The following is a 22,366-nucleotide window of genomic DNA, read 5'->3' on the forward strand; positions in this document are numbered from 1 at the left end:
GTGAATATTGCAACGAAGAGGACAATTATATGAAGGCCTGGACCCTGGCCGCGCGCCCCAAGGGGCTGCCCACCGATGACGACTTCGCCCTGGTCGAACGGAGCCTGCCCGATCTGGCCGAGGGGCAGGTGCGTGTCGTCAATCGCTGGCTGTCGGTCGATCCCTATATGCGCGGCCGCATGAACGACACGAAAAGCTATGTCCCGCCCTTCGAACTGGGCGAGCCGATGCAGGGCGGCGCGATCGGTGAGGTCGTCGAAAGCCGCGCGGACGGCATCGCGGTCGGCACGCTGGTCAGCCACATGGCGGGTTGGCGGGACGAGGCGGTTCTACCGGCCAAGCAGGTGCAACCGCTTCCCGACCTGAAGGCGGATGCGCAGGCCTTTCTCGGCCAGCTCGGTATGCCGGGTATGACCGCCTATTACGGCCTGCTGCATGTCGCCGAGGCCAAGCCGGGCGATACGGTTTTCGTGTCGGCGGCGGCGGGCGCGGTCGGATCGACCGTGGTGCAGATTGCCAAGGCCAAGGGCATGACCGTGATCGGATCGGCGGGCGGCACCGAAAAGACCGAATGGATCCGCTCGCTGGGTGCCGATGCCGTCATCGACTATAAGGGTGATACGCCCGTGGTCGAGGCGCTGGGCAAGACGGCACCCGATGGGATCGATGTCTATTTCGACAATGTCGGTGGCGATCACCTCGACGCCGCACTCGCCCATGCCAAGCCCGGCGCCCGCTTCGCGATCTGTGGGATGATCGACGTCTATAACGACGCCAAGCCGACGAGCCTGAAATATCTTGCGCGGTTGATCGGTAACCGCGTGCGGATTCAGGGTTTCATCGTCTCCGACTTCAAGGATCAGGCCGGCTTCTACCGCGACATGGGCGCGATGCTGTCGGACGGCCAGTTGAAGCGTGAGGAGACGGTATTCGAAGGTCTCGAAAAGGCGCCCGAGGCGTTCCTCGCGCTGTTCTCGGGCGGCAACAAGGGCAAGATGCTGGTGAAGCTGTAAGAGCAGTAGCCGTTTGATCCCCCCAATTGGGTATCATTGTCGAACACGGCACATCATGCCGGTGAAGGCCGGGAGCCAGGTGGTAAGACGTCGGTAGCGCATGGCGCAGGTCGTACCACTGGTCCCTGGCCTTCGCCGGGACGGTCTAACGAGTTTTGGGACGATCTCCATAACGGGGGATGGATCGGCCCTTGCTTAGATCGCACCCGAGAAGGTGTTGCACTGGGCGGGATCGCCCGTTTCGATACCCCGGCGCAGCCAGCGCATCCGCTGTTCGGACGTGCCGTGCGTAAAGCTGTCGGGCACCACGCGGCCGGTCGATTCGCGCTGGAGCGTATCGTCGCCGATCGCCTGGGCCGCGGTCATGCCCTCCTCGACGTCGCCGGGCTCCAACCGGTCGCGGTTGCGGGCGGCCCATACGCCGGCATAGCAATCCGCCTGCAATTCCAGCCGGACCGACAGGGCGTTGCCCTCGGCCCTGCCCGCCGCCTGCTGCGCGCGACGAACCTGATCAGACGTGCCGAGCAGGTTCTGGATGTGATGGCCGAACTCGTGCGCGATCACATAATAGCGCGCGAAATCGCCCTTCGCCCCGAACCGGTTGGCCAATTCATCGAAGAAGCTGGTGTCGAGATAGATGCCGCTGTCGGTCGGGCAGTAGAAGGGGCCCATCGCCGCTTGCGCCGCGCCGCAACCCGACTGACCGGAACCGGAGAAGAAGCGCAAACGGGGTGGTGAAAAGCGCTGTCCCGATTCCGCGAAGATCTTTTCCCAGGTGTTTTCGGCGTTGCTGAACGCGCGGCAGGTTTCGCGGCGCTCTGGGGTCGCTTCGCAGACCTGACGCACGCTCTCGCCCGAACCGGAGCCCGAGCCGGCGCTGCGCGTCACGGGCGCATTGCCGCTGCCACCGCCGCCGGTCAGCAGCCCCAACGGGTTCATGCCCAGCACCGCCAGGATGATGAGCACCACGACGATCCCGCCGCACCCGAAGCGGCTGCCGATCAGGGGGAGCAGACCGAACAGGAGGCCGCCACCGCCGCCGCCGAAACCGCCGGATCCCTGCGCCTCGCCGACATCGATATCGTTGTCATAATCGTCGAGCCGCATGGTCCGTCACCCCTTGGTATCTTGCGCCCACCTGCCGGGGCTTGTGCGTTGAACCCTCAAGCCCTTCCGGCGGTTGCACGCCTGAGCGCCAGACCGCATGGTGCGGTGCACATCAAGGAGAAGCGCATGTTCCTGAAGGGCAAGACGGCCGTCATCTCGGGCTCCACCTCGGGCATCGGCCTGGCCTATGCCAAGGCGCTGGCGGCCGAGGGTGCGGCGGTGGTGCTGAACGGCTTCGGCGATGCGGACGCGATCGAGGCGGAACGCGCCGCGCTGGAACGGACGAGCGGCGCGGCCGCGCTGTACGACCCGGCCGACATGACCCGGCCCGAACAGATCACCGCGATGATCGAGCGTGCGGTGGCCGAGACGGGATCGTGCGACATCGTCATCAACAATGCCGGTATCCAGCATGTCGCCCCGATCGCCGAATTCCCGGTCGAGAAATGGGATGCGATCATCGCGATCAACCTGTCGTCCGCCTGGCACATGATGCGCGCCGCCATTCCGCATATGCGGGACAAGGGCTGGGGCCGGATCATCACCACCGCCTCGGCCCACAGCCTGGTCGCCAGCCCCAACAAGTCGGCCTATGTCGCGGCCAAGCACGGGGTCGTCGGCATCACCAAGACGGTGGCGCTGGAGGTGGCGCCCGATGGCATCACCGCCAATTGTATCTCGCCGGGCTATGTCTGGACTCCACTGGTCGAGAACCAGATCCCCGATACGATGAAGGCGCGCGGCCTGTCCCGCGACCAGGTGATCGAGGATGTGCTGCTGAAGGCGCAGCCGACCAAGGAGTTCGTCACCGTCGAACAGGTGGCGGCGCTCGCCCTGTTCCTGTGCCGTGACGAGGCCAGGGCGATCACCGGCGCCAACCTGTCGGTCGATGGCGGGTGGACCGCGCAATGACCGGCCTGCGCGCTGGCGTGTCCGTGGTGCTCGTCCTGGCATTGGCGGCGGGGGGCACGAGCATGGCGACGGCCTCCCGCCGGCAGGCGGAGGCGGTCGACTGGCGCCGCGCGGCGACCGAGGCGGACCGGACGCGCCTGCGCAACTGGCGCGAGGCATGGCTGAAGGGGTTGGCACAGGCCCGCAGCGGCGGCTGGGCACAGGATGTCGCGGCGCTGGGCGAGCTGGTCAATCCCGACCGCTCGGTCGCCGAGCCCGGCCTGCCCGACGGCGATTATCGCTGCCGCACGATCAAGCTGGGGTCGCAGGGGCGCGCGACGCTGACCTATGTCGCCTATCCCTATTTCCGGTGCCGCGTGTCGGCGGGCGGCAAGCAGTTAGTGAAGGTGACGGGCTCGCAGCGTGTGACGGGGCGCATCTATCCCGACACCGATGCGCGGAGCATCTTCCTGGGCACATTGATGCTCGGCGACGAGGAGCGATCCTATACCTATGGTCAGGACCGGGCGCGCGACGTGGCGGGGGTGCTCGAACGGGTGGGCCCGCGCCGTTGGCGGATCGCCTTTCCCTATCCGGCTTACGAGTCGCTGCTGGACGTGATCGAACTGGTCGCCGATGGCGGCGGAGCGGCGGCGGCAGCCGGGGGCGACTGATCGATCGGCTGGCGGACGGCGGACAAGGGCGGCAGCGAGGCGAGATAGGCCTTGCCCGGTATCCCCAGCACCGTGACCCGGTCGGCATTGGCGCTGGCCACCGCCTTCAGATAGGAGCGCGGCTTCTTCATCAGCTCCGGGTGGTCGAGGCCGACCAGGCCCAGCCGTCGGGCGGCTTCCTGTACGAAATGCACGCAGTTGCGCCGGTTGAGGTTGTAATGGCCGTCGCCCGTCTTGTCGTCCCATGCCGCGACCAGCGCCAGTATGTCGGCATATTGCGCATCGGTCATGACATAGGAGAACTGCGCGTCGCTGGTGGAGATGTAGAAGGGCTTGGAGATATCCAGCCGCCCCGGCACCGTGCCCATCAGAAGCGCGGGCGATACCGTCTTGGCGGTGAAGCCGTAATTGGCATCGACGGGTGCGCCACCGGCATCGGGTACCCCGCGCAACGAGAAGAAGGCGTGGGGAAAGCTGTTCCCCAGTTCATGGCTCCAGAAGGTGATCGTCACGGCGGCCTGGGCCGGCAGCGCCCATACGATCCACAGGGCAAAAGCGAGCGCGATTCGCAGCAGCTGGGTCATGCACCCGTTTATAGCGTGGCTTGGACGGCGGCCGTAGCGGCATTTTCGTGTTTTTCGGGCCGGATATAGATGGATGACAGGCTGGGCACGGCGCGACGCAGATCGTCCTCCAGCATCTCGATCATCGTCTCCGCCGCGCCCATCGGCAGATTGTCGACGAAATCGGCACTGATCGCGGCGAAGATGCTGTCGGGCGACGTGTGGATGGTGCGGACATGGTTCACATGGCTGATCCACGGACGGTCGGCGACGATGCCGCGGATCGTCTCGACTACCGCCGGATCGGCGCGCTCGCCGATCAGGAGGCCCTTGGCTTCGCGCGCCAGCAAGACCGCCACCAGCCCCAGGATCAGGCCGATCAGGATCGAGGCGATGCCATCGATGCGCGGATCGCCCAGCGCATGCGACAGCCATACGCCAAGCGCGGCGATGACCAGACCCGCGAGCGCCGCCGAATCCTCGAACAGCACGATGAAGCCAGCCGGGTCCTTGGATTCGTGGATCGCCTGCCACCAGCCGGCATCGCCCTTCGACCGGCGGAATTCGCGCACCGCGATCGTCCACGACGCCCCCTCCAGCGCGAAGGCGATGGCCAGCACGATGTAATTGACCGTGGGGTCGAGCAGCGGTTCGGGATCGCGGATATGCAGCCAGCCCTCGTAAATCGAGATGCCGGCACCCAGCGCGAAGATCAGGATCGCGACGACGAACGCCCAGAAATAGAGTTCGCGGCCATAGCCGAACGGATGGATCGCGTCCGGTCCGCGCTTGGCGCGCTTCTGCCCATAGAGCAGCAGGATCTGGTTGCCGCTGTCCACGACCGAGTGCACCCCCTCGGTCAGCATCGAGGACGAGCCGGTGATGCCGGCGGCGACGAACTTCGCGACGCCGATCGCCAGGTTCGCGGCCAGCGCGCCATAAAGGACGATGTTCTCGCGAATACGCGCGGTCAGGCCGGAGTCGGGCATGGAGCGCTAAGCGTCCGGTGGATCGGGTTGTTCCGCGATGACGGCAAACCCCGCCAGCGCATGCCGGCGGGGTGCCTCCTTCCCCAAGGAAGTTCGTTGCCGGCGGCGCTGCCGCCGTTCAGGGCAGGGTGTGGCCTTACGACGCGATCCGCCCCAGCCGGTGATAGAGGTGCGCGAACTTCACCGAGCGGGGATCGTCCGCGACGCGCTTGACGTGTTCGGCGACCGCTTCCTTGATCAGGGAGAAATCCTCCGTCGAGAAGACGGCACGGCTGCGTCGGGGTTCGGTCGTCATGGCATGTCTCCTTTCATCACATGTCACCGGTTGAAATGCCGTGCGCCCCTTGATCGTTCTTTACCAAAGCGCGGTGCGTGACAGGATGAATGAACCAGATGCCGGCCCGGCGACAGCGCAAGCGCCCGAAAGGCGGGTGATCGCGTCATCGACGCCGCGCCGGGCGCCGTGAAGTTGTAAACAATTGACAGTCCATCGGCGCGCGATCACCCTCAGCAACGGGAGGACGTCGATGAGCACGGCCAAATTGATCGCGGGGCATGCGGTACGGCGTCTGCGCCGGCAACAGGGGCTGTCGCAAGCCGCGATGGCCGAGATGCTCGACATCTCGCCCAGCTATCTTAACCTGATCGAACGCAACCAGCGGCCGGTGTCGGCGGCGTTGCTGGTGCGCCTGGTCGAGACGTTCGATTTCGATCCGCGGGCGTTGACGGCGGACGCGCCGGGCGGCGGCGCAGCGGCGCTGCGGCGGCGGCTGGCTGATCCGATGTTCGCCGATCTGGAAATCGACCGTGCCGAACTGGAGGAATGGCTGGCCGCAGCACCCGGCGGGGCAGAGGCCTTCGCCCGGGCCTTCGACCGGCTGGGCGGGCAGGGGGCGGGGGCGCCCATGGTGGCCGCCGATCCCACCGTTCAGGTCCGCCGCGAGATCGAACGCTGGCGCAATCACTTCCCCGATCTCGACGCCGCCGCCGAGGCGCTGGCCGACGAGCTGCGGATGGGCGCGGCCGATTTGTACGGCGCGCTGGCCGAACGGCTGCGCGTCCGCCATGCGCTGGCCATCCGTATTCTGCCGATCGACATCCTGCCCGACACGCTGGTCCGGCTCGACCTCCATGCGCGCCAACTGCAATTGTCGGAAATGTTGCCGGGCCCGGCACGTGCCTTCGCGCTGGCGGCGCAGCTGGGGCAGTTGGAGATACGTGGCGAGATCGACGCGCTCGTGCGGGGCGCGGCGTTCGGCGACCGGACCGCCGAGCGACTGTTCCGCCGCTATCTCGGCCAGTATTTCGCCGCCGCGCTGGTCATGCCCTATGCCCGCTTCCTGCGCGCCTGCGAGGCGACCGGCTATGACCTGGACATAGTGCAACGCCGCTTCGGCGTGTCGCGCGAGCAATTGGCGCACCGGTTGACGACGCTGGGCCGGGTCGGCGCGCGTGGCCTGCCATTCTTCCTGATGCGGATCGACCGGGCGGGGCAGGTGTCCAAACGCTATGCCGGCACCGGCCACCCGGCATTGGTGGAGGCGGAGGGGCGCTGCCCGCTCTGGCAGGCGCTGGGGCTGGTCGATCGCCCGGACGGGACGCTGGTGGAGCTGGTCGAGATGGAGGACGGCGTTCGCTTCCTGACGCTGGCGCGCGCCGAGGAAAAGGCCGGACGTTCGGCCATGGGGGTCGTCGCGCGGTTCGTGCTGGTGCTGGGGCTGGAGGCATCGCTGGCGATGGGGTTGGCGGCGGCACGCGGCCGCGACCTGAAGGGTCACGCGACGCCGATCGGGCCGGGATGCCGTCGCTGTACCCGCACCGAATGCCCGCAACGGTCGCAGCCGCCGGTGGGGCGCAGCATCCTGACCACCGAGCGCGAACGGCGCGTGGCGCCGATCGTCTTCGCCGGCGATTGATCGAATTTCACGAATTTTAAGTATCATCGGTTTAGCGTGCGGGTCATGAGAGGTTTGCCGCTCCGCCGTCGATCTTTGCAGTCCCGCTTCGGCGGGCTGCTGGCGGTCGGTCTCCTCGTGTTGCTGGCCCTCAGCGGATTCGGGCTGATGCTGGGCGGTCAGTTGCTGACGGCGGTCCGGGCCAATCGCCAACTGACCGCGATGAGCACCCGCCACGACCTGGAGGACGCTCGGCTGCGCGCATTGCGCAGCGCGATCGGCGATCTGACGCGCGACGTCGAAAAAGGGCATGTCGTGGCCGACGCCGAGTGGCGCCCGCTGGAACAGGCGATGCGTGCGGGATTGTCGGCCGCACCGGCGGTCGATCCCCGGATGCCGGACGCGATCCGGTCGGCCCTGGCCGCCGATGCGCAGGCCGAGCGCCGCTTCGCGGACGCGGCCTTGGCGTTGATGGCGGGTGCCCGCAACGGAGCCGCCGGTGTCAAGGCGGGGATGCCGACCTTTATCGCCCGGCTCCACGACCTGGAGAAGTCGCGACAGACTTCGCACGAAGTGCTCAACCGCCAACTGGCCCGGTGCAGTATCCGTATCGAGGAACTGGCGCGTCGCGCATTGGCCCAGGTCGCGCTGGCCGGTCTGCTGATCCTGTCGTTCGTCACGCTGGTGATCGTGTGGGTTCGCAAGCGGATCATGCGGCCGCTGTTCGACACCGTGGCGGCGATCCGGGCGATGAACGCCGGGCGCACGCCCGCCCCGCTGGACATGGCGGCCAGCCGGGATGAGATGGGCGAGCTGGCGCGCGGGCTGGAAGCATTGTCGCGGGCCAGTGCCGAGCGCGAGCGGATCCAGCGGCAGGTCGAATATCTCGCGCATCACGATCCGCTGACCGGGCTGGTCAACCGCGTGGTGTTTTCCGAACGGCTGTCGGCGCTGCTCGCGGCGGGGCCGCCGATCGCGCTGCTGGCGATCGATCTCGACGGGTTCAAGGGCGTCAACGATTCGCTGGGCCACGCCACGGGCGACAAGATGCTGATCCGCACCGCCGCGCTGTTGACGGCGGCGGCGGGCGAGGGGGACGTGGCGGCGCGGATCGGCGGCGACGAGTTCGCCATCATCCATCGCCTGCTTCCCGGCGAGACGGATGCCAGCGCGCTGGTCGAACGTATCTATGCCATCGCCGGGGCGGACGATACCGTGCCCGCGATCCGCCTGAGCGTCGGCGTCGCGCTGTCGTCGCGGCACGGACAGGACGGCGACGAGCTGCACGCCTGCGCCGATATCGCGCTGTACCGCGCCAAGGCCGATGGTCGGAACTGCGCGCGTCATTACGACATGGTCATGGACGAACAACGGCGGCGACGGCGATCGCTGTCACATGAACTGCGCGGCGCGGTCCAGCGGGGTGAAATGCACCTGGCCTTTCAACCCATCGCCGACTGCGCCACGCGGCGGATCATCGGGCAGGAGGCGCTGGCGCGCTGGACCCATCCGGTGCTGGGGGCGATCTCCCCCGATATGTTCATCCCGCTGGCCGAGGAGGACGGGCTGATCACCGAGATCGGCTGGCATCTGCTGGGTGAGGCGCTGCACGTCGCCCGGTCGTGGCGGCATGACTGGAGGCTGGCGATCAACCTGTCACCGGTGCAGCTGCGCGATCCGGGTATGGCGGAGCGGATGCTGGCGATGATCGCGTCCTATGGCTATGATCCGCATCGGTTGGAGGTCGAGGTCACCGAGGGCGTTCTGATCAACGAACGCAAGACGGCGACCACCAATCTGCGCACCCTGCGCAGCGCCGGGGTGCGGATCGTGATGGACGATTTCGGCACCGGCTATTCCTCGCTCAGTAGCCTTCAGCAATTCCCCTTCGACAAGATCAAGATCGACCGCAGCTTCGTGGCGGGAATGAACACCCATGGGCCCGCGCTGTCGATCGTTCGCGCCTCGATCGGGCTGGGGCGCAGCCTGAACATCCCGATCGTCGCCGAGGGGGTGGAGACCGAGCAGCAACTCGCCGCGCTCCAGGCGCTGAGATGCGAACAGGTACAGGGGTTTCTGATCGGGCGCCCGACCAGCTGTCAGGCGAAGGCCGCCTGACAGAAACCGGAGCGTGGCGTGGCCTCGCCGATCAGCCGGATCACCTCCTGCCCGGTATAGGGCTTGGGAAGGAAGCGCACATCCGTCGGCAACCCACCGGGATCATAGCCGGGCGCGCCCGACGTCACGATGATCGTGACGTGCGGATGCGTGCGGCGCACCTGCTCCGCCAGCGCGGCACCATCGAGCGATCCCGGCATGACGACATCGGTGAAGATGGCGGCGATGCCCGGATGTTCCTCCAATATATTCAGCGCCTCGTCCGCCGAATTGGCCTGAACGACCTGGTATCCGGCATCCTCCAGAGTAAATTGTGTGTGCATCAGCAACAGATACTGATCATCGACTACCAAGATGGTTTTCTGCGCTGAATTCATGCCGCCTCAATTCCTCGCCGCAATCATTGGTTGCAAAATTAACCTATTATACTCCGTATTTAGACCCCCGCCGTGTCGAGCCGTGCCTTTTGTTCGTCCGATAGTTGCAATCGCATCGCCGGCGTCAGTTCGGTAAGCTGCGTGACGCTGGTCGCGCTGGCGATCGGGGCGGTGACGCCGGGCTGCGCTATCAGCCAGGCGAGCGCCACCTGCGCCGGTGTGGCACCGGTTTCCTCGGCCACGCCGTCGAGCGCGGCGAGCACTTCGGCACCCTTGCCTTGCAGCAGTTCGCCCATCTTCTGCCCCCGAACACTCTGCGACAGATCAGCCTCGGTGCGGTACTTGCCGGTCAGGAAGCCGGCGGCGAGACCGTAATAGGGCACGACGCCGATATTCTCGGTGACGCAATAATCCTGAAGCTCGCCCTCATATTTGTGACGGCTGACCAGATTATATTCGGGTTGCAGCACATGATAGCGCGGCAGATCGGCGTCGCGTGCGGCCTTGTTGGCGCTCATCAGCCGGGCGGCGTGGAAATTGGACGCGCCGATCACGCGGACCTTGCCCGCCTCGACCAGCCTGGCGAAGGCCTCCAGCACCGCGTCCTGCGGCTGATCCTCATCGTCCTGATGCGCGAAATACAGGTCGATGCGATCGGTCTGGAGCCGCTTGAGCGAGGCTTCGGCCGCCGCCGCGATACGCGCAGGCGCCAGCTTTTCGCCGCCCTCGCCGGGCAACATGCCGACCTTGGTCGCGATCAGCACCCGGTCGCGCTTGCCGCTGGCCTTCAGCCATTCGCCGATCATCGTCTCGGACTCGCCGCCCTGATGCCCGTCGACCCAGGCGGAATAGACGTCGGCGGTGTCGATCATCGTGCCGCCTTGATCGACGAACGCGTCGAGCACCGCGAAGCTGGCATCCCGGTCGGCAGTCCAGCCGAAGACATTGCCGCCCAGCACCAGCGGCGCGATCATCAGGTCGGTCGAGCCCAGGCGGCGAAGCGGCATGTCGGTCATGGCGTATCAGCTTTCATTGTCGGTGGATGTTTCCGCCTCAACGTCCGAGGGGGCCATCGCGTTCAGATCGACCGCATTGGCATCGAGCATCGCGGCCGCCTCGTTCAACTGGCGGTTTTCCGCGTCGCTCAACCCCTCGGGCTGGTCGTTGGAGGAACAGGCGGGGAGCGCCAGCAGCGCGGCGATGGTCAGGATGCGGATCATGGCGGCGATGATGCCAAAGCCGGGGTGTTGAAGGAAAGGGGGAACCCGGTTGCCGGGCGCGAGCGTTGGGACGGTCGATATTCAGCTTACGAGGTCATGGTCATGCTCGCATCGTTCAAAATGGGTCTGGTCGGCGGACAGCGCGCCATGACGCCGCTGGCCGCCGTGTCGATCGCCGCCGCGCGTGGCGAGTTGAAGCCCGGCAAGGGCGTGCTGCGCTGGCTTGCCAACCCGTTCGTCGCGGCGGGCACGCTGGCGCTCGCGATCGGCGAGATGGCGGGCGACAAGCAGAAGACCGCGCCCGACCGGATCGTACCGATCGGCTTGGTCGCACGTTTCACGACCTCGGCGATCGCCGGCGCGGCGTTGGCTGACCCCAAGCGTCGCTGGCTTGGCGCGGCGATCGGCGGCGTGACGGCGGTGGCCGCCTCCTATCCCGGCTGGCGCGGGCGGATGGCCGCATTGGGGCGCTATGGCCAGACCAAGACGGGCTTTGCCGAGGATGTCGCGGTGCTGGCCAGCGCGGCCGGGATCGTGCGCGGGCGGCGGGGATGATGGTTATCAGTCTGCACCCCGCGCCGGTTAGAACGGTGCGGGGGTGCTTCGGTTTATCCAGACGTGGTTGGGTTCCTGCCCTTTAAAGCGCACTTCGGTGACGGTGCGCCCCGGCGTGCCGAGCCATATGAGAAACCCGCCCGAACTGGCGGATATGTTCCATGGTTCGAGGCGAGCCAGTTCGTATGAAATCTTTGCTTCTGAATTGCATAGATCCGAACGGGTTTGATCCAGGCATCGAATCGTAAATTTTGCCTTCTCGAAACGCAGGCGATCCAGCTGATCGAGAACGGCGAACCCCTGCGATGTCCCAACGCCGGGGTTCAAGTGCACATAATTGGCGCTCGTGCATCTCGACGGCTTTGCCCGCGCGATTTCCGTCGTCGCATAGCGATCTTCCGGCATCGCGCGATCCAGCGCGTCATTGGGACTGGCGCGGAACCGGACAGTCCATCGTCTCCTCGTACAGCCTTGCGCCGTCGCAGACGGCTGCTCCACCAGATTGGCGTCAACGACGCCAGGGGCGTTCATTCCCCCGGCGGGTGCAAGAAAGGCTTCGATGCGCGCATGATCCACGCCTTTCAAAAGACGTTCGCCAGCGACAGCTGGTGGAAGTTGTCGTGCTTCCCCAAAGGACAAGGCGGCATCCGGCTGAAGAACCATCAAGGGCAAAAGGATCATGCGTTCTCCACGCTGACGTCATCTAACCAGTGACGTCTGGCAGTACGGCTAGGCCGCAAGCCCTGCCGCTGGAAACGCCGTCCACTTCTCCTGCGACTTCGCGCTTTCCAGTACCGCCTCGACGAACGCCATCGTCCGCAATCCAGCCTCCAGTCCCGGAAACCAGTCGGCCTCACCCCATGCGCCGCCCTTAGGGGCATCGTCGCGCAGGCTTCCCGCCACCGCGCGATAGAGGTTGCCGAATGCCTCGATATAGCCCTCCGGATGGCCCGAGGGGGTGCGCAGGCGGGGCAGGGTGGTGCGGCTGAGGCCCGGGCCGCCGGCGCGGACGATCTCGGCGGGGCGGTCGAGCCAGCGCAGGGTCAGCGTGTTCGGCTCCATCTGCGACCATTCCAGCCCGCCCTTCTCGCCATGGATGCGGATGCGCAGGCCATTCTCCTCGCCCGCCGCCACCTGCGTGGCGCGCAGCGTGCCGCGCGCGCCCTCGGCGAAGCGCAGCAGGACATTGACGTCGTCGTCAAGCATCCGCCCCGCGACATGGGTGGTCACATCCGCCGACAGCGCCTCGACCGTCAGGCCGGAGACATGCTCGGCCAGCTGGAAGGCATGGGTGCCGATATCGCCCAGCGCGCCGCCGAGACCCGCCCGCGCGGGATCGGTGCGCCACTCGGCCTGCTTGTTGCCCTCGCGGTCGAGGGGGCTGCTCAGCCAGCCCTGGACATATTCGACATGGACCAGCCGGACGCGACCGAAATCGCCGCGCGCGACGCGCGCGCGTGCCTCCTCGACCATCGGATAGCCGCTATAGGTGAAGGCCAGCGCATAGAGCCGGCCCGAGGCCCGCGCCGCCTCGGCGATGGCTTGCGCCTCGGCCAGGTTCATCGCCATCGGCTTTTCGCTGAACACGGGGAAGCCCGCATCGAGCGCGGCGATCGCCATGGGGGCGTGGAGATGGTTGGGCGTGACGATCGCGACCGCGTCGATCCGTTCGCCCTTGGGGCGCGCGCGTTCGTCGGCGAGCAGCGCATCCAGCGTGTCATGGACCCGCGCCGGGTCGAGGCCGAGCTGTTCGCCGGTGCGCCGGTTGCGTGCGGGATCGCTGCTGAACGCACCCGCGACCAACTGCCAGTCGCCATCCAGCGCCGCCGCCATCCGGTGCACGCCGCCGATGAACGCGCCCTCGCCGCCGCCCGCCATCGCCAGTTTCAGCCTGCGTCCCGCCATCATCCTCTCCCGTCATGCGCGTCGCTCGAAAGGCGACATTCGATACTTGCAAGCCACGGGTTTACCGGTAAACTCCGTGTAGAACCAGCGAGTCTGGACAAGAAAATTTCAGGAGAGAGAGGATGAGGCAACTCGTCTGGTTGGCCGCCCTGCCGGGCACGATCGCCGTGATGCTGGCGGTGCAGGCACCCTCGACCGCGCAGACCGCGCCCGCCGCCGGGGCGCAGGCTTTCGCCGCGTGCCGCGCGTGCCACACGCTAAACAAGGGCGGGCGCAATGGGGTCGGCCCCAATCTGAACGGCGTCTTCGGGCGGCAGGCGGGCAGCGTCGCCGGCTTCAACTATTCAGCCGCGATGAAGGCGTCGGGGCTGAAATGGGATGACAAGACGCTGAATGAGTTCATCGCCGCGCCGATGAAGAAGGTGCCCGGTACGCGCATGCCGATCGGCGTCGCCGACCCCGCCAAGCGCGCCGCGCTGATCGCGTACCTCAAGGCCGAGACCGCGAAGTGACCGAGACCGCCCCATCCTCGGCGATGCGCGGGCCGGGTATCTTCCTGGCACAGTTCATGGGCGATGCGGCCCCGTTCGACACGCTCGACTCGGCGGCGCGCTGGATGGCGGAGGCGGGCTATGAAGGCGTGCAGATTCCGACCTGGGATGCGCGCTGCATCGACCTGAAGCTGGCCGCCGAAAGCCAGGATTATTGCGACGATCTGGCGGGACGCTGTGCCGAGGCGGGCGTCGCGATCACCGAATTGTCGACCCATTTGCAGGGCCAGCTGGTGGCGGTGCATCCCGCCTATGACGCGGCGTTCGACGGTTTCGCGCCCGAGGCGGTGCGGGGCAAGCCCGCCGAGCGACAGGAATGGGCGGTCCAGCAACTGCGTTACGCCGCCAAGGCCAGCCGGCGATTGGGCTTGAGCGCGCATGCGACCTTCTCCGGCGCGCTGCTCTGGCCCTTCGTCTATCCTTGGCCGCAGCGGCCCGGCGGGCTGGTGGCGGAAGGGTTCGCCGAACTCGGCAAGCGCTGGCGGCCGATCCTGGACGCGTTCGAGGAGCAAGGTGTCGACCTCTGCTACGAACTCCATCCCGGCGAAGACCTGCATGACGGCGTGACGTTCGAGCGGTTCCTGGAGGCGGTCGGCGGCCATGCCCGCGCCAACATCCTCTACGACCCCAGCCATTTCGTGCTGCAGGCGATGGATTATCTGCAATTCATCGATTTTTATCACGACCGCATCCGCATGTTCCACGTCAAGGATGCCGAGTTCAATCCGACCGGCCGCGCGGGCGTCTATGGCAGCTATAGCGGCTGGGTCGACCGGCCGGGGCGGTTCCGCTCGCTGGGCGACGGGCAGGTCGATTTCGGCGGCATTTTCTCCAAGCTGACGCAGTACGGCTATGCCGGTTGGGCAGTGCTGGAATGGGAATGCTGCCTGAAGCATCCCGAGGACGGCGCGCGGGAGGGGGCGCCCTTCATCGCCGCACACATGATCCGGCGGGCCGAGCGCGCCTTCGACGATTTCGCCGGTGGGGGCGATCCGGCCGCCAATCGGCGCTGGCTGGGAATTTGAAATATGCTCTCCGTCATTGCGAGCGCAGCGAAGCAATCCAGTGTCCGGGCAAGGCGCCCTGGATTGCCGCGCTTCGCTCGCAATGACGGATAATAATTCAATGGCTTGACCATCCGCTCCGGACGGTCAAGTCTGACAAAAAAGATAAGCGGGAGAGGGGCATGGAAGCGATACCGGAGAATCGGTCGCGGCTGTTCTGGCTAAGCGTGCTGGCCCTGTTCACGGCCGCCGCCAGCGCGGCGCTGCGTGCGGCGGTGGCGAGCAGCCTGAAGGCGCAGTGGATCGATCCCATCGCGGCGGTCGAGGCGGGGGAGTTGATCGGGTCGGCCCTGGGTTCGGCCTTTCTGGGCTTTGCCGCGACCCTGTTCGTGGCGAGCGCGCTGCTCGACCGGATCGGTGCGCGCCAGATGCTGATCGGCTGCGGCCTGTGTTTCCTCGTCGGCACGACGGCGATCATCGGGGCGGGCTCGGTCGCCAGCGGCATGGGCGTCTATCATGTCGTCTGGGGCGGGATGCTGCTCAGCGGTATCGGATGGGGTTTGGCGGAAGCATCGATCAACCCGTTGACCGCGCGTCTTTATCCCGAGGACACGACGCATCGCCTGAACGTGCTTCATGCCTGGTATCCCGGCGGGCTGATCGTCGGCGGTCTGGCGGGGGTGTTCCTGGCGGAGGCGCTGTCGTGGCAGGCGATCATGGCGCTGGTGCTGATCCCGGCGCTCGGCGTGCTGGTGATGGCGGCGACCACCCGCTTTCCGCCGGTCCCCCGCGAAGTCCGTGACGTCGGTTTCGGCGGCATGATCGCCGAAGTCTTCAAGCGGCCGAGCTTCTTCGTCTGGTTCGCCGCGATGTTCCTGACCGCCGCCTCCGAACTCGCGCCGGGCCAGTGGCTCGACGTGGCGCTCAGCAGCCGGGTGGGCATGCGCGGTATCCTGCTGCTGGTCTATGTCAGCGCGCTGATGTTCGTGTTCCGCCATTTCGCCGGGCGGATCGCGGGGCGGTTGTCCAATCCGGGGCTGCTCTGGGTGTCGAGCCTGTTGGCGGGGATCGGTCTGTTCCTGCTGTCGCGCGCGCAGTCGCCGGTGGCGGCGATCCTGGCCTCGACCGTGTGGGGGCTGGGCGTCTGCGCGATGTGGCCGACCATGCTGGCCTCGGTTGCCGAGCGTTATCCGCGCGGCGGGGCCTGGGCACTGGGTCTGGTCGGATCGGCCGGCGCGCTGGCGAGCTTCTTCGTGCTGCCCCGTCTGGGCGCGATGTTCGACGCCGCCAAGGTCGAACTGGCCGGAGGACCCGAGGCATTCACCCGGCTGACCGGCGAGGCGCTGCGCCAGGTCGAGGATGCGGCGGCGTCGCAGTCCTTTGCGCGGCTCGCGATCGTGCCGGTGATCCTGTTGTTCGTGTTCGGCGGCATCTGGCTGGCCGAGCGCCGCCGTCCCCGCCGCCCCGTTGCGGAGAGTGTCGCATGAGCTGGTCCCGTCGTACCGTGATGGGCGGCCTCGCCGCCGCCGTTCCCGCCGCCGCGCTGGCGGGGCAGAAGGCGGGCCGATCCTCCAACGCCGCACGCTTTACCCTGGGCTTTGCACCGCATCTGGGCAGCTTTGCCAGCCGGGGCGACAGCTCGGTCGAGCAGATCGCCTATGCCGCCGATCAGGGTTTCTGGGCGTGGGAGGACAATGAATATCGCCTTCGCCCCGTCGCCGAGCAGGAGGCGATCGCCAAGGCGCTGCGCGACCGCAAGATGACGATGGGCGTGTTCGTCGCGTCGATGCCCAAATGGTCGGAATCGCGGCCCTTGCTGGGTGGGGAGGACGATGCCGAGCGGCAGGCGTTTCTTGCCGATGTGACCAGCGCGGTCGATGTCGCAAAACGGGTCGGCGCGACGCGGATGACGGTCGTCACCGGCTTCATGGACAAGCGTCTGCACCCCGCAATTCAGATGGGGCGGGTCATCGACGTAATGCGCCGCGCGGGCGACATCGTCGCGCCGCATGGGATGGCGCTGGTGATGGAGCCGCTCAATACGCGGACCAACCATCCGGGCGTCTTCATGCAGTCGATCGCGGAAGGCTATGCCGTCGCGCGCGGCGCGAACAGCCCGGGTGTGAAGGTGCTGGCCGACCTCTATCACGAGCAGATTCAGTCGGGAAATCTGATCCCGACGATGAAGCTGTGCTGGAACGAGATCGGCTATATCCAGTTCGGCGACAATCCCGGCCGCAACGAGCCGGGCAGCGGCGAGATCAACTATGCCAATGTCTGCCGCTTCCTGAAGCAACAGGGTTATGCCGGGGTGATCGGCATGGAACATGGCAATTCGGTCAAGGGCCGGGCCGGCGAAGACAAGCTGATCGCCGCCTATCGCGCGATCGATCCGAGAATATGAGGAGGGGAGCGATGCGGATGCTACCGTTGATCGCATTGGCCGTGGCGAGCGGTGCGGTTGCTCAGGACAAGCCGGGCTTGGGCTTTCGCGACACGCCGATCCTGCCCGGTGGCAAATGGCATGTCCATGACCCCGACCGGCCCGCGCCGAAGGTCGTGACGCCCGCCGCGCAACCCGGTGGCGCGCCGTCCGATGCGGTCGTGCTGTTCGACGGGCGCTCGATGGACGCGTGGACGCCCAGCGGCAAGCCTTGGGTGCTGAAAGACGGCGCGATGACCGTACCACCACGCGACGGCAAGGCGGAGAGCGTGCTGGTCAGCAAGCAGAGCTTCGGGGACGTGCAGATGCACCTCGAATTCCGCTCGCCGACCCCGCCGCGGAAATCGTCGCAGGATCGCGGCAATAGCGGCATCTGGTTCATGCAGCGCTACGAAGTGCAGATCCTCGACGGCTATGACAACCCGACCTATGCCGATGGCACGGTCGGCGCGGTCTATGCCTGGAAGCCGCCGCTGGTGAACCCGTCGCGCAAGCCGGGCGAATGGCAGAGCTATGACATCGTCTTCGAGCGGCCACGCTTCGCGGCGGACGGCAAGCTGCTACGCCCCGCCTATGTCACCGCGTTCCTGAACGGGGTGCTGGTCCAGAATCATCAGGCGATGCTGGGCACCACCGTCTGGCGGCAGATCGGCCAGTATCAGGCGCATGCCGACGCCGCGCCGATCCAGCTTCAGGATCACGATTCGCCCGTTTCGTTCCGTAATATCTGGGTCCGCCCGCTGCCGCCCGAGGCGATCGCGCAGGACCTGCCGGAGGATGCCCGATGATCGCCCACCCCCATATTGATCGCCGCCACGCGCTGGTGGGGATCACCGCCATGTTCGGCTCCGCGCTGTTCGCGCCCATCGCCCGAGCGGCGGGGGCGGTGGAACAGACGCGCGGTGCCATCCCCGTCATTTCCGAAGGGCCGCCCAGCGTCTCGGTCTTTACCCCCACCCAGCGCGCGACGATGACCGCGCTGGCCGAGCGGGTGCTGCCCACCACCGATACCCCCGGCGCGATCGCCGCCGAGGTGCCCGCGTTCATCGAGAAGATGCTGGCCGACTGGTCGCTGCCCGAGGACCGGGTGCCGATCGTCAACGGGCTGAACGCGATCGAAGCGCGCAGCCAAAGCGTCAACAGACTCGCCGCCGCCAAGGCGACCGCGCAACAGCAGGACACGCTGCTGACCGAGGCGATGGAGGGCGTCATCCCCGAGGGGCGCGCCTTTTTCGAGCCGTTCCGGCAGCTCGTCATCACCGGTTACTATACGTCCGAGATCGGCATCACGCAGGAGCGCGAATATCTGCCCGTGCCCGGCGAGTATAACGGTGCCTTTCCCTATTCTCAGGTCAACAAGGTGTATTCGGCATGATCGATCGTCGTTCGCTCATCGGTGCAGGGCTGGGTCTGGGCGCGGCCGGGTTCCTGCCGGGCGAGGCGCAGGCCGCGCAACTCGGCGCCATCGGGTTGCAGCTCTACACGATCCGCGAGCTGTTCGCCGCCGATCCGGTCAAGACGCTCGAGGCGGTGGCCAGGATCGGCTATCGCGAGATCGAATATGGCGGTGGCGGCTATGACGCGATGGACCATGCCATGCTCCGCCGCACGCAGGACCGGCTGGGGCTGAAGGCGCCGTCGATCCACGTCCCCTATGAAAGCCTGCGTGACAAGTTCGACCAGAGCGTGGCGATGGCCAAGACGCTGGGCGCGGACACCGTCATCCTGCCCTATATGACCGACGAGCATCGCACCGAGGCGGGATGGAATGCGGCGCTGCCCAATTTCAACCGCTTTGCGCAAGGCCTGAAGAAGGCGGGGCTGGGCTTCGCCTATCATAATCATGACTTCGAGTTCGCCGTGAAGCCCGGCGGCGTCAGCCTGTACGAGCGGCTGCTGAAGGCCACCGACCCCAGGCTCGTGAAGCTGGAGATCGATCTCTATTGGGCGCTGCACGCGGGCGAGGATGTGAAGGCGCTGATCCGGCGGCTGGCCGGGCGCATCTATGCCTATCATGTCAAGGACGCGCGCGCCGATGGCAGCATGACGGCGGTGGGCGCGGGCCAGACCGACTTCGCCTCGATCTTCAAGCTCAACGGGCTGGCCGGCGTGAAGCATTTCTATGTCGAGAACGACCAGGCGCCCGCGCCCTATCTGCCCGACATCACCACCAGCTATCGCACGCTTCGCGCGCTGCGGTTCTGATCGATACAGACATAAGAATACCGACATAAGATTCTAGGGAGGACAGCCATGGCGGCGACAGACCGTTTCGACGCGATCGTGATCGGGTCGGGCATCAGCGGCGGGTTCGCCGCCAAGGAACTGACCGAAAAGGGCCTGCGCGTCCTGATGCTCGACCGGGGCGTCATGGTCGAACATGGCGAGGGCTATCCCTATGACGGCAAGCCCGCCTTCGAGGTGCCGGCACGCAACATCATGCCCAAGCCGTTGATGGACAGCGACTATTTCATCGCCAAGCACGGCTATGTCGCGCCCAGCAATCGCAAATTCTACAATGACGACCGGCTGAACCCCTATGCCTATGACGAGGGGAGCAAATTCTACTGGATCAGGCCCGGCGCGGTTGGCGGCAAGTCGCTGATCTGGGGGCGCTGGACGTTTCGCTGGAGCCCGGACGACTTCCTGGCGAACAAGCGCGAGGGCGTCGCGGCTGACTGGCCGATCCGGTATGAGGATGTCGAGCCGTGGTACGCCTATGTCGAGAAATATATCGGCGTGTCCGGGTCCCGCGAGAACCTGCCCTATCTGCCCGACAGCGAGTTCCAGCCGCCGATCCCGATGAACGTCGCGGAGAAATGGCTGAAGGAGCGGCTGGAGGGCCAGTTTCCGGGCCGCAAGCTGATCAACACCCGCCTGTCCAACATGACCGAGGACAAGCCCGACCAGAACCGCACCAAATGCCAGTTCCGCAACCAGTGCGGCAATGGTTGTTCCTTCGGCGCCTATTTTTCGACCCAGGCGGTAACCTTACCGGCGGCGCGCGCGACCGGGCGGCTGACGTTGCAGTCGGATGCGGTGGTGACCGGCATCGACTATGATGCGGCCAGGAAGAAGGTGACTGGCGTCCGCTATATCGATGCCAAGACGGGTCAGGCGATGCAGGCGACCGCGAACCTGGTCTTCGTCTGTGCATCGTCGATGGCGTCGGTACAGATCCTGATGAACTCGCGCGTCCAGGGTTCGGAGCGCAGCCATTTCGACTCGAGCGGGACGCTAGGCCGCTATGTCATGGACCATATCTTCCGCGTCGGCGTGTCGGGCGAGATTCCCGGCATGGACGATCTGATCGAATATGGCCGGCGGCCGGGCGGCGTCTATGTGCCGCGCTTCCGCAATCTGAAGGGCGATGAGGGGCTCGGCTTCAAGCGCGGCTATGGCTATCAGGGATCGGCCTATCGCAACGCCGCCAAGCCGGTCGGCTTCGGCGCCGAGATGAAGCATGGCATGCGCCGCTATGGCCCGTGGCAGTTCAGCATGGGCGCGTTCGGCGAATGTCTGCCCTATGAGGACAATCGCGTCTCGCTGCACCCGAGCAAGGTCGACCGCTTCGGCGTGCCGCTGATGAAGTTCGACGTCACCTTCCGCGACAATGAGTTGAAGATGATGGCGGACGCGCGGCGCGAGGGCGAGGCGATGCTGCGCGCGGCGGGGATGAAGAACGTCACCAGCGGCGAGCAGGAGCATGTCCCCGGCGACGCGATCCACGAAATGGGCGGCGCACGCATGGGCGCGGACCCGCGGGCCTCGGTCCTGAACAAATGGAGCCAGGCGCATGACGCCTCCAACCTGTTCGTCACGGACGGCGCGCAGATGGCCTCGATCTCGTGCGTGAACCCCTCGCTGACATTCATGGCGCTGACCGCGCGGGCGGTCGACCATGCGGTCAAGGGGCTGAAGGCGGGCGCGGTCTGACGCGCCCGCCTTCCCGGTCTATGGCGGGCACTGGCCGGTGACGGAAAAGCCCGTTACCGCCATGCCGGTCATGACCATGCGCAAGCCCGAGGGAGTCACGATCCGCGCGGTCGGCGAACGCGCCGGCGTGTCGGCGATGACCGTGTCCAACGTGATCAACGGCACCGGCAAGGTCGGGCCGGCGACGCGCGCGGCCGTGCTCGCCGCCGTTGAGGAACTGGGATACCGACCAAACATTGCCGCACGCCGGCTGGCCAAGGCGCGCGCGACGACGCTTGGGCTGATCTATAGCGACCGGCGGACGCCCTTCATCGAATCCGTATTGCTCGGCGCCCTGCGCGCGACCAATGCGCGCGGCCTGCAATTCATCGCCCAGGCCGAGGAAGGGCTGACCCGCGAAGCGGCCGAGGCGGCGGTGCGTGCGCTGGTGCAGAGCGGCGCGGCCGGCGTGTTGCTGGTGCCGCCCTTCGCCGAACTACTCAGCGGATCGGGACTGTTCGAGCAACTGGGCGTGGCGGCGGCGGCGATCGCAACGGGCTGCGCGCTGCCGGACATCTCGACCGTGCGGATCGACAACCGCGCGGCGATGGCGGCGCTGACCCGCCATGTCGCGGGGCAGGGGCATCGCCGGATCGGTTTCGTCGCGGGGTTGGCACGCTTCTCGGTGGCGGACGAGCGGCTGGCGGGCTTTCGCGACGGGCTGGTGGCGAGCGGCCTGCCGGTCGATCCGACGCTGGAGATACGCGGCGAATTCGAACCGGCCAGCGGTGCAGTAGCGGCGCGCGTCCTGCTGGCCCGCCCCGACCGCCCGAGCGCGATCCTGTGCAGCAGCGACGACATGGCCGCCGGGCTGATCGGCGAGGCGCATCGCATGGGGCTGTCGCTGCCACGTGATCTGGCGGTGACCGGCTTCGACGACACCGCGATCGCGGCGCGGCTTTGGCCGCCGCTGACCGTCATCCGCCAGCCGGTGGGCGATATGGCCTTCCGCGCGGTCGAGCAGGTGCTGGCCTCCCTGCGCTCCCGCGCGGTGGAGGACCGGGTGGTGGCGCATGAACTGGTCGTGCGGGAGTCGGTGGGGCGGGGATAGGGCCCTTCCCGCCCTCCGTTCGCACTGAGCGAAGT

The 22,366-nt window shown here is 66.7% G+C and carries 24 protein-coding genes; 15 read left to right on the top strand and 9 right to left on the bottom strand.

Going from position 1 to position 22,366, the window contains the following annotated elements:
* Positions 1 to 29: 29 nt before the first annotated feature.
* Positions 30 to 1,013, top strand: coding sequence for an NADP-dependent oxidoreductase (locus ACQKJZ_RS06190; RefSeq protein WP_427730383.1), 984 nt, complete (start codon positions 30 to 32; stop codon positions 1,011 to 1,013).
* Positions 1,014 to 1,208: 195 nt separating this feature from the next.
* On the opposite strand, the gene ypfJ is transcribed toward ACQKJZ_RS06190, so the two are convergent.
* Positions 1,209 to 2,120, bottom strand: a complete 912-nt coding sequence (ypfJ, locus tag ACQKJZ_RS06195) for a KPN_02809 family neutral zinc metallopeptidase (protein WP_427730384.1) — start codon at positions 2,118 to 2,120, stop codon at positions 1,209 to 1,211.
* A 126-nt stretch (positions 2,121 to 2,246) separates the two neighbouring features.
* Between ypfJ and ACQKJZ_RS06200 the strand changes: the two genes are divergently transcribed.
* Both ACQKJZ_RS06200 and ACQKJZ_RS06205 read left to right on the top strand, forming a co-directional pair.
* The gene (locus tag ACQKJZ_RS06200) at positions 2,247 to 3,032 is read left to right on the top strand and encodes a 3-hydroxybutyrate dehydrogenase (protein ID WP_427730385.1); all 786 of its coding nucleotides are present in this window, start codon (positions 2,247 to 2,249) and stop codon (positions 3,030 to 3,032) included.
* Positions 3,029 to 3,685 carry a DUF4893 domain-containing protein gene (locus tag ACQKJZ_RS06205; RefSeq protein ID WP_427730386.1) on the top strand — a complete coding sequence of 219 codons (657 nt, stop codon included), beginning with the start codon at positions 3,029 to 3,031 and terminating at the stop codon, positions 3,683 to 3,685. The genes ACQKJZ_RS06200 and ACQKJZ_RS06205 overlap by 4 nt, the downstream gene beginning before the upstream one ends.
* Here ACQKJZ_RS06205 and ACQKJZ_RS06210 read toward each other — a convergent pair.
* The 3 genes from ACQKJZ_RS06210 to ACQKJZ_RS06220 all read right to left on the bottom strand — a co-directional run bounded on the left by ACQKJZ_RS06210 (position 3,610) and on the right by ACQKJZ_RS06220 (position 5,532).
* The gene (locus tag ACQKJZ_RS06210; RefSeq protein WP_427730387.1) at positions 3,610 to 4,269 is read right to left on the bottom strand and encodes a hypothetical protein; all 660 of its coding nucleotides are present in this window, start codon (positions 4,267 to 4,269) and stop codon (positions 3,610 to 3,612) included. The two genes, ACQKJZ_RS06205 and ACQKJZ_RS06210, sit on opposite strands and share 76 nt — an antisense overlap.
* A gap of 8 nt (positions 4,270 to 4,277) precedes the next feature.
* Positions 4,278 to 5,237 (bottom strand): cation diffusion facilitator family transporter, encoded by a 960-nt coding sequence (locus ACQKJZ_RS06215; protein WP_427730388.1) that lies wholly within the window; start codon positions 5,235 to 5,237, stop codon positions 4,278 to 4,280.
* Positions 5,238 to 5,373: 136 nt separating this feature from the next.
* Positions 5,374 to 5,532: a hypothetical protein gene (locus ACQKJZ_RS06220; protein ID WP_427730389.1), complete on the bottom strand. Its 159-nt coding sequence runs from the start codon at positions 5,530 to 5,532 to the stop codon at positions 5,374 to 5,376.
* 232 nt (positions 5,533 to 5,764) lie between these two features.
* On the opposite strand from ACQKJZ_RS06220, the gene ACQKJZ_RS06225 reads away from it, so the two are divergent.
* Positions 5,765 to 7,153: a helix-turn-helix domain-containing protein gene (locus ACQKJZ_RS06225; protein WP_427730390.1), complete on the top strand. Its 1,389-nt coding sequence runs from the start codon at positions 5,765 to 5,767 to the stop codon at positions 7,151 to 7,153.
* 75 nt (positions 7,154 to 7,228) lie between these two features.
* A complete protein-coding gene (locus ACQKJZ_RS06230; RefSeq protein ID WP_427730391.1) occupies positions 7,229 to 9,250 on the top strand; it encodes a putative bifunctional diguanylate cyclase/phosphodiesterase in 2,022 nt (673 codons plus the stop codon).
* Here ACQKJZ_RS06230 and ACQKJZ_RS06235 read toward each other — a convergent pair.
* The 3 genes from ACQKJZ_RS06235 to ACQKJZ_RS06245 are packed head-to-tail and all read right to left on the bottom strand — an operon-like array spanning position 9,232 to position 10,847.
* Complete coding sequence (locus ACQKJZ_RS06235; RefSeq protein WP_427730392.1) at positions 9,232 to 9,627, bottom strand: response regulator; 396 nt, start codon at positions 9,625 to 9,627, stop codon at positions 9,232 to 9,234. The two genes, ACQKJZ_RS06230 and ACQKJZ_RS06235, sit on opposite strands and share 19 nt — an antisense overlap.
* A gap of 59 nt (positions 9,628 to 9,686) precedes the next feature.
* A complete protein-coding gene (locus ACQKJZ_RS06240; RefSeq protein ID WP_427730393.1) occupies positions 9,687 to 10,643 on the bottom strand; it encodes an aldo/keto reductase in 957 nt (318 codons plus the stop codon).
* Positions 10,644 to 10,649: 6 nt separating this feature from the next.
* Positions 10,650 to 10,847, bottom strand: coding sequence for a hypothetical protein (locus ACQKJZ_RS06245; protein WP_427730394.1), 198 nt, complete (start codon positions 10,845 to 10,847; stop codon positions 10,650 to 10,652).
* Between the two features lie 102 nt (positions 10,848 to 10,949).
* On the opposite strand from ACQKJZ_RS06245, the gene ACQKJZ_RS06250 reads away from it, so the two are divergent.
* Entirely contained in the window at positions 10,950 to 11,402 is a 453-nt protein-coding gene (locus ACQKJZ_RS06250; protein ID WP_427730395.1) for a DUF4126 family protein, read from the top strand.
* A 27-nt stretch (positions 11,403 to 11,429) separates the two neighbouring features.
* On the opposite strand, the gene ACQKJZ_RS06255 is transcribed toward ACQKJZ_RS06250, so the two are convergent.
* Complete coding sequence (locus tag ACQKJZ_RS06255; RefSeq protein ID WP_427730396.1) at positions 11,430 to 12,083, bottom strand: hypothetical protein; 654 nt, start codon at positions 12,081 to 12,083, stop codon at positions 11,430 to 11,432.
* A gap of 48 nt (positions 12,084 to 12,131) precedes the next feature.
* Positions 12,132 to 13,307, bottom strand: a complete 1,176-nt coding sequence (locus ACQKJZ_RS06260) for a Gfo/Idh/MocA family protein (protein WP_427730407.1) — start codon at positions 13,305 to 13,307, stop codon at positions 12,132 to 12,134.
* A gap of 122 nt (positions 13,308 to 13,429) precedes the next feature.
* On the opposite strand from ACQKJZ_RS06260, the gene ACQKJZ_RS06265 reads away from it, so the two are divergent.
* The 9 genes from ACQKJZ_RS06265 (at position 13,430) to ACQKJZ_RS06305 (ending at position 22,331) form a co-directional block, all read left to right on the top strand.
* Positions 13,430 to 13,819, top strand: coding sequence for a c-type cytochrome (locus ACQKJZ_RS06265; protein ID WP_427730397.1), 390 nt, complete (start codon positions 13,430 to 13,432; stop codon positions 13,817 to 13,819).
* A gap of 23 nt (positions 13,820 to 13,842) precedes the next feature.
* Positions 13,843 to 14,883 (top strand): sugar phosphate isomerase/epimerase family protein, encoded by a 1,041-nt coding sequence (locus ACQKJZ_RS06270; RefSeq protein WP_427730408.1) that lies wholly within the window; start codon positions 13,843 to 13,845, stop codon positions 14,881 to 14,883.
* 161 nt (positions 14,884 to 15,044) lie between these two features.
* On the top strand, positions 15,045 to 16,349 hold the full coding sequence (locus ACQKJZ_RS06275) for an MFS transporter (RefSeq protein WP_427730398.1): 1,305 nt from the start codon (positions 15,045 to 15,047) through the stop codon (positions 16,347 to 16,349).
* Entirely contained in the window at positions 16,346 to 17,266 is a 921-nt protein-coding gene (locus ACQKJZ_RS06280) for a hydroxypyruvate isomerase family protein (protein WP_427730399.1), read from the top strand. The genes ACQKJZ_RS06275 and ACQKJZ_RS06280 overlap by 4 nt, the downstream gene beginning before the upstream one ends.
* 17 nt (positions 17,267 to 17,283) lie before the next feature.
* Positions 17,284 to 18,093, top strand: a complete 810-nt coding sequence (locus ACQKJZ_RS06285) for a 3-keto-disaccharide hydrolase (RefSeq protein WP_427730409.1) — start codon at positions 17,284 to 17,286, stop codon at positions 18,091 to 18,093.
* Positions 18,090 to 18,680: a gluconate 2-dehydrogenase subunit 3 family protein gene (locus tag ACQKJZ_RS06290; protein ID WP_427730400.1), complete on the top strand. Its 591-nt coding sequence runs from the start codon at positions 18,090 to 18,092 to the stop codon at positions 18,678 to 18,680. The genes ACQKJZ_RS06285 and ACQKJZ_RS06290 overlap by 4 nt, the downstream gene beginning before the upstream one ends.
* On the top strand, positions 18,677 to 19,510 hold the full coding sequence (locus ACQKJZ_RS06295; protein WP_427730401.1) for a sugar phosphate isomerase/epimerase family protein: 834 nt from the start codon (positions 18,677 to 18,679) through the stop codon (positions 19,508 to 19,510). The genes ACQKJZ_RS06290 and ACQKJZ_RS06295 overlap by 4 nt, the downstream gene beginning before the upstream one ends.
* 48 nt (positions 19,511 to 19,558) lie before the next feature.
* On the top strand, positions 19,559 to 21,241 hold the full coding sequence (locus ACQKJZ_RS06300; protein WP_427730402.1) for a GMC family oxidoreductase: 1,683 nt from the start codon (positions 19,559 to 19,561) through the stop codon (positions 21,239 to 21,241).
* A gap of 37 nt (positions 21,242 to 21,278) precedes the next feature.
* A complete protein-coding gene (locus tag ACQKJZ_RS06305) occupies positions 21,279 to 22,331 on the top strand; it encodes a LacI family DNA-binding transcriptional regulator (RefSeq protein WP_427730403.1) in 1,053 nt (350 codons plus the stop codon).
* The last annotated feature ends 35 nt before the right edge of the window (positions 22,332 to 22,366 follow it).

Origin of the sequence: Sphingomonas sp. NPDC019816 (genome assembly GCF_050274375.1) — a bacterium.
Classification (GTDB): domain Bacteria; phylum Pseudomonadota; class Alphaproteobacteria; order Sphingomonadales; family Sphingomonadaceae; genus Sphingomonas.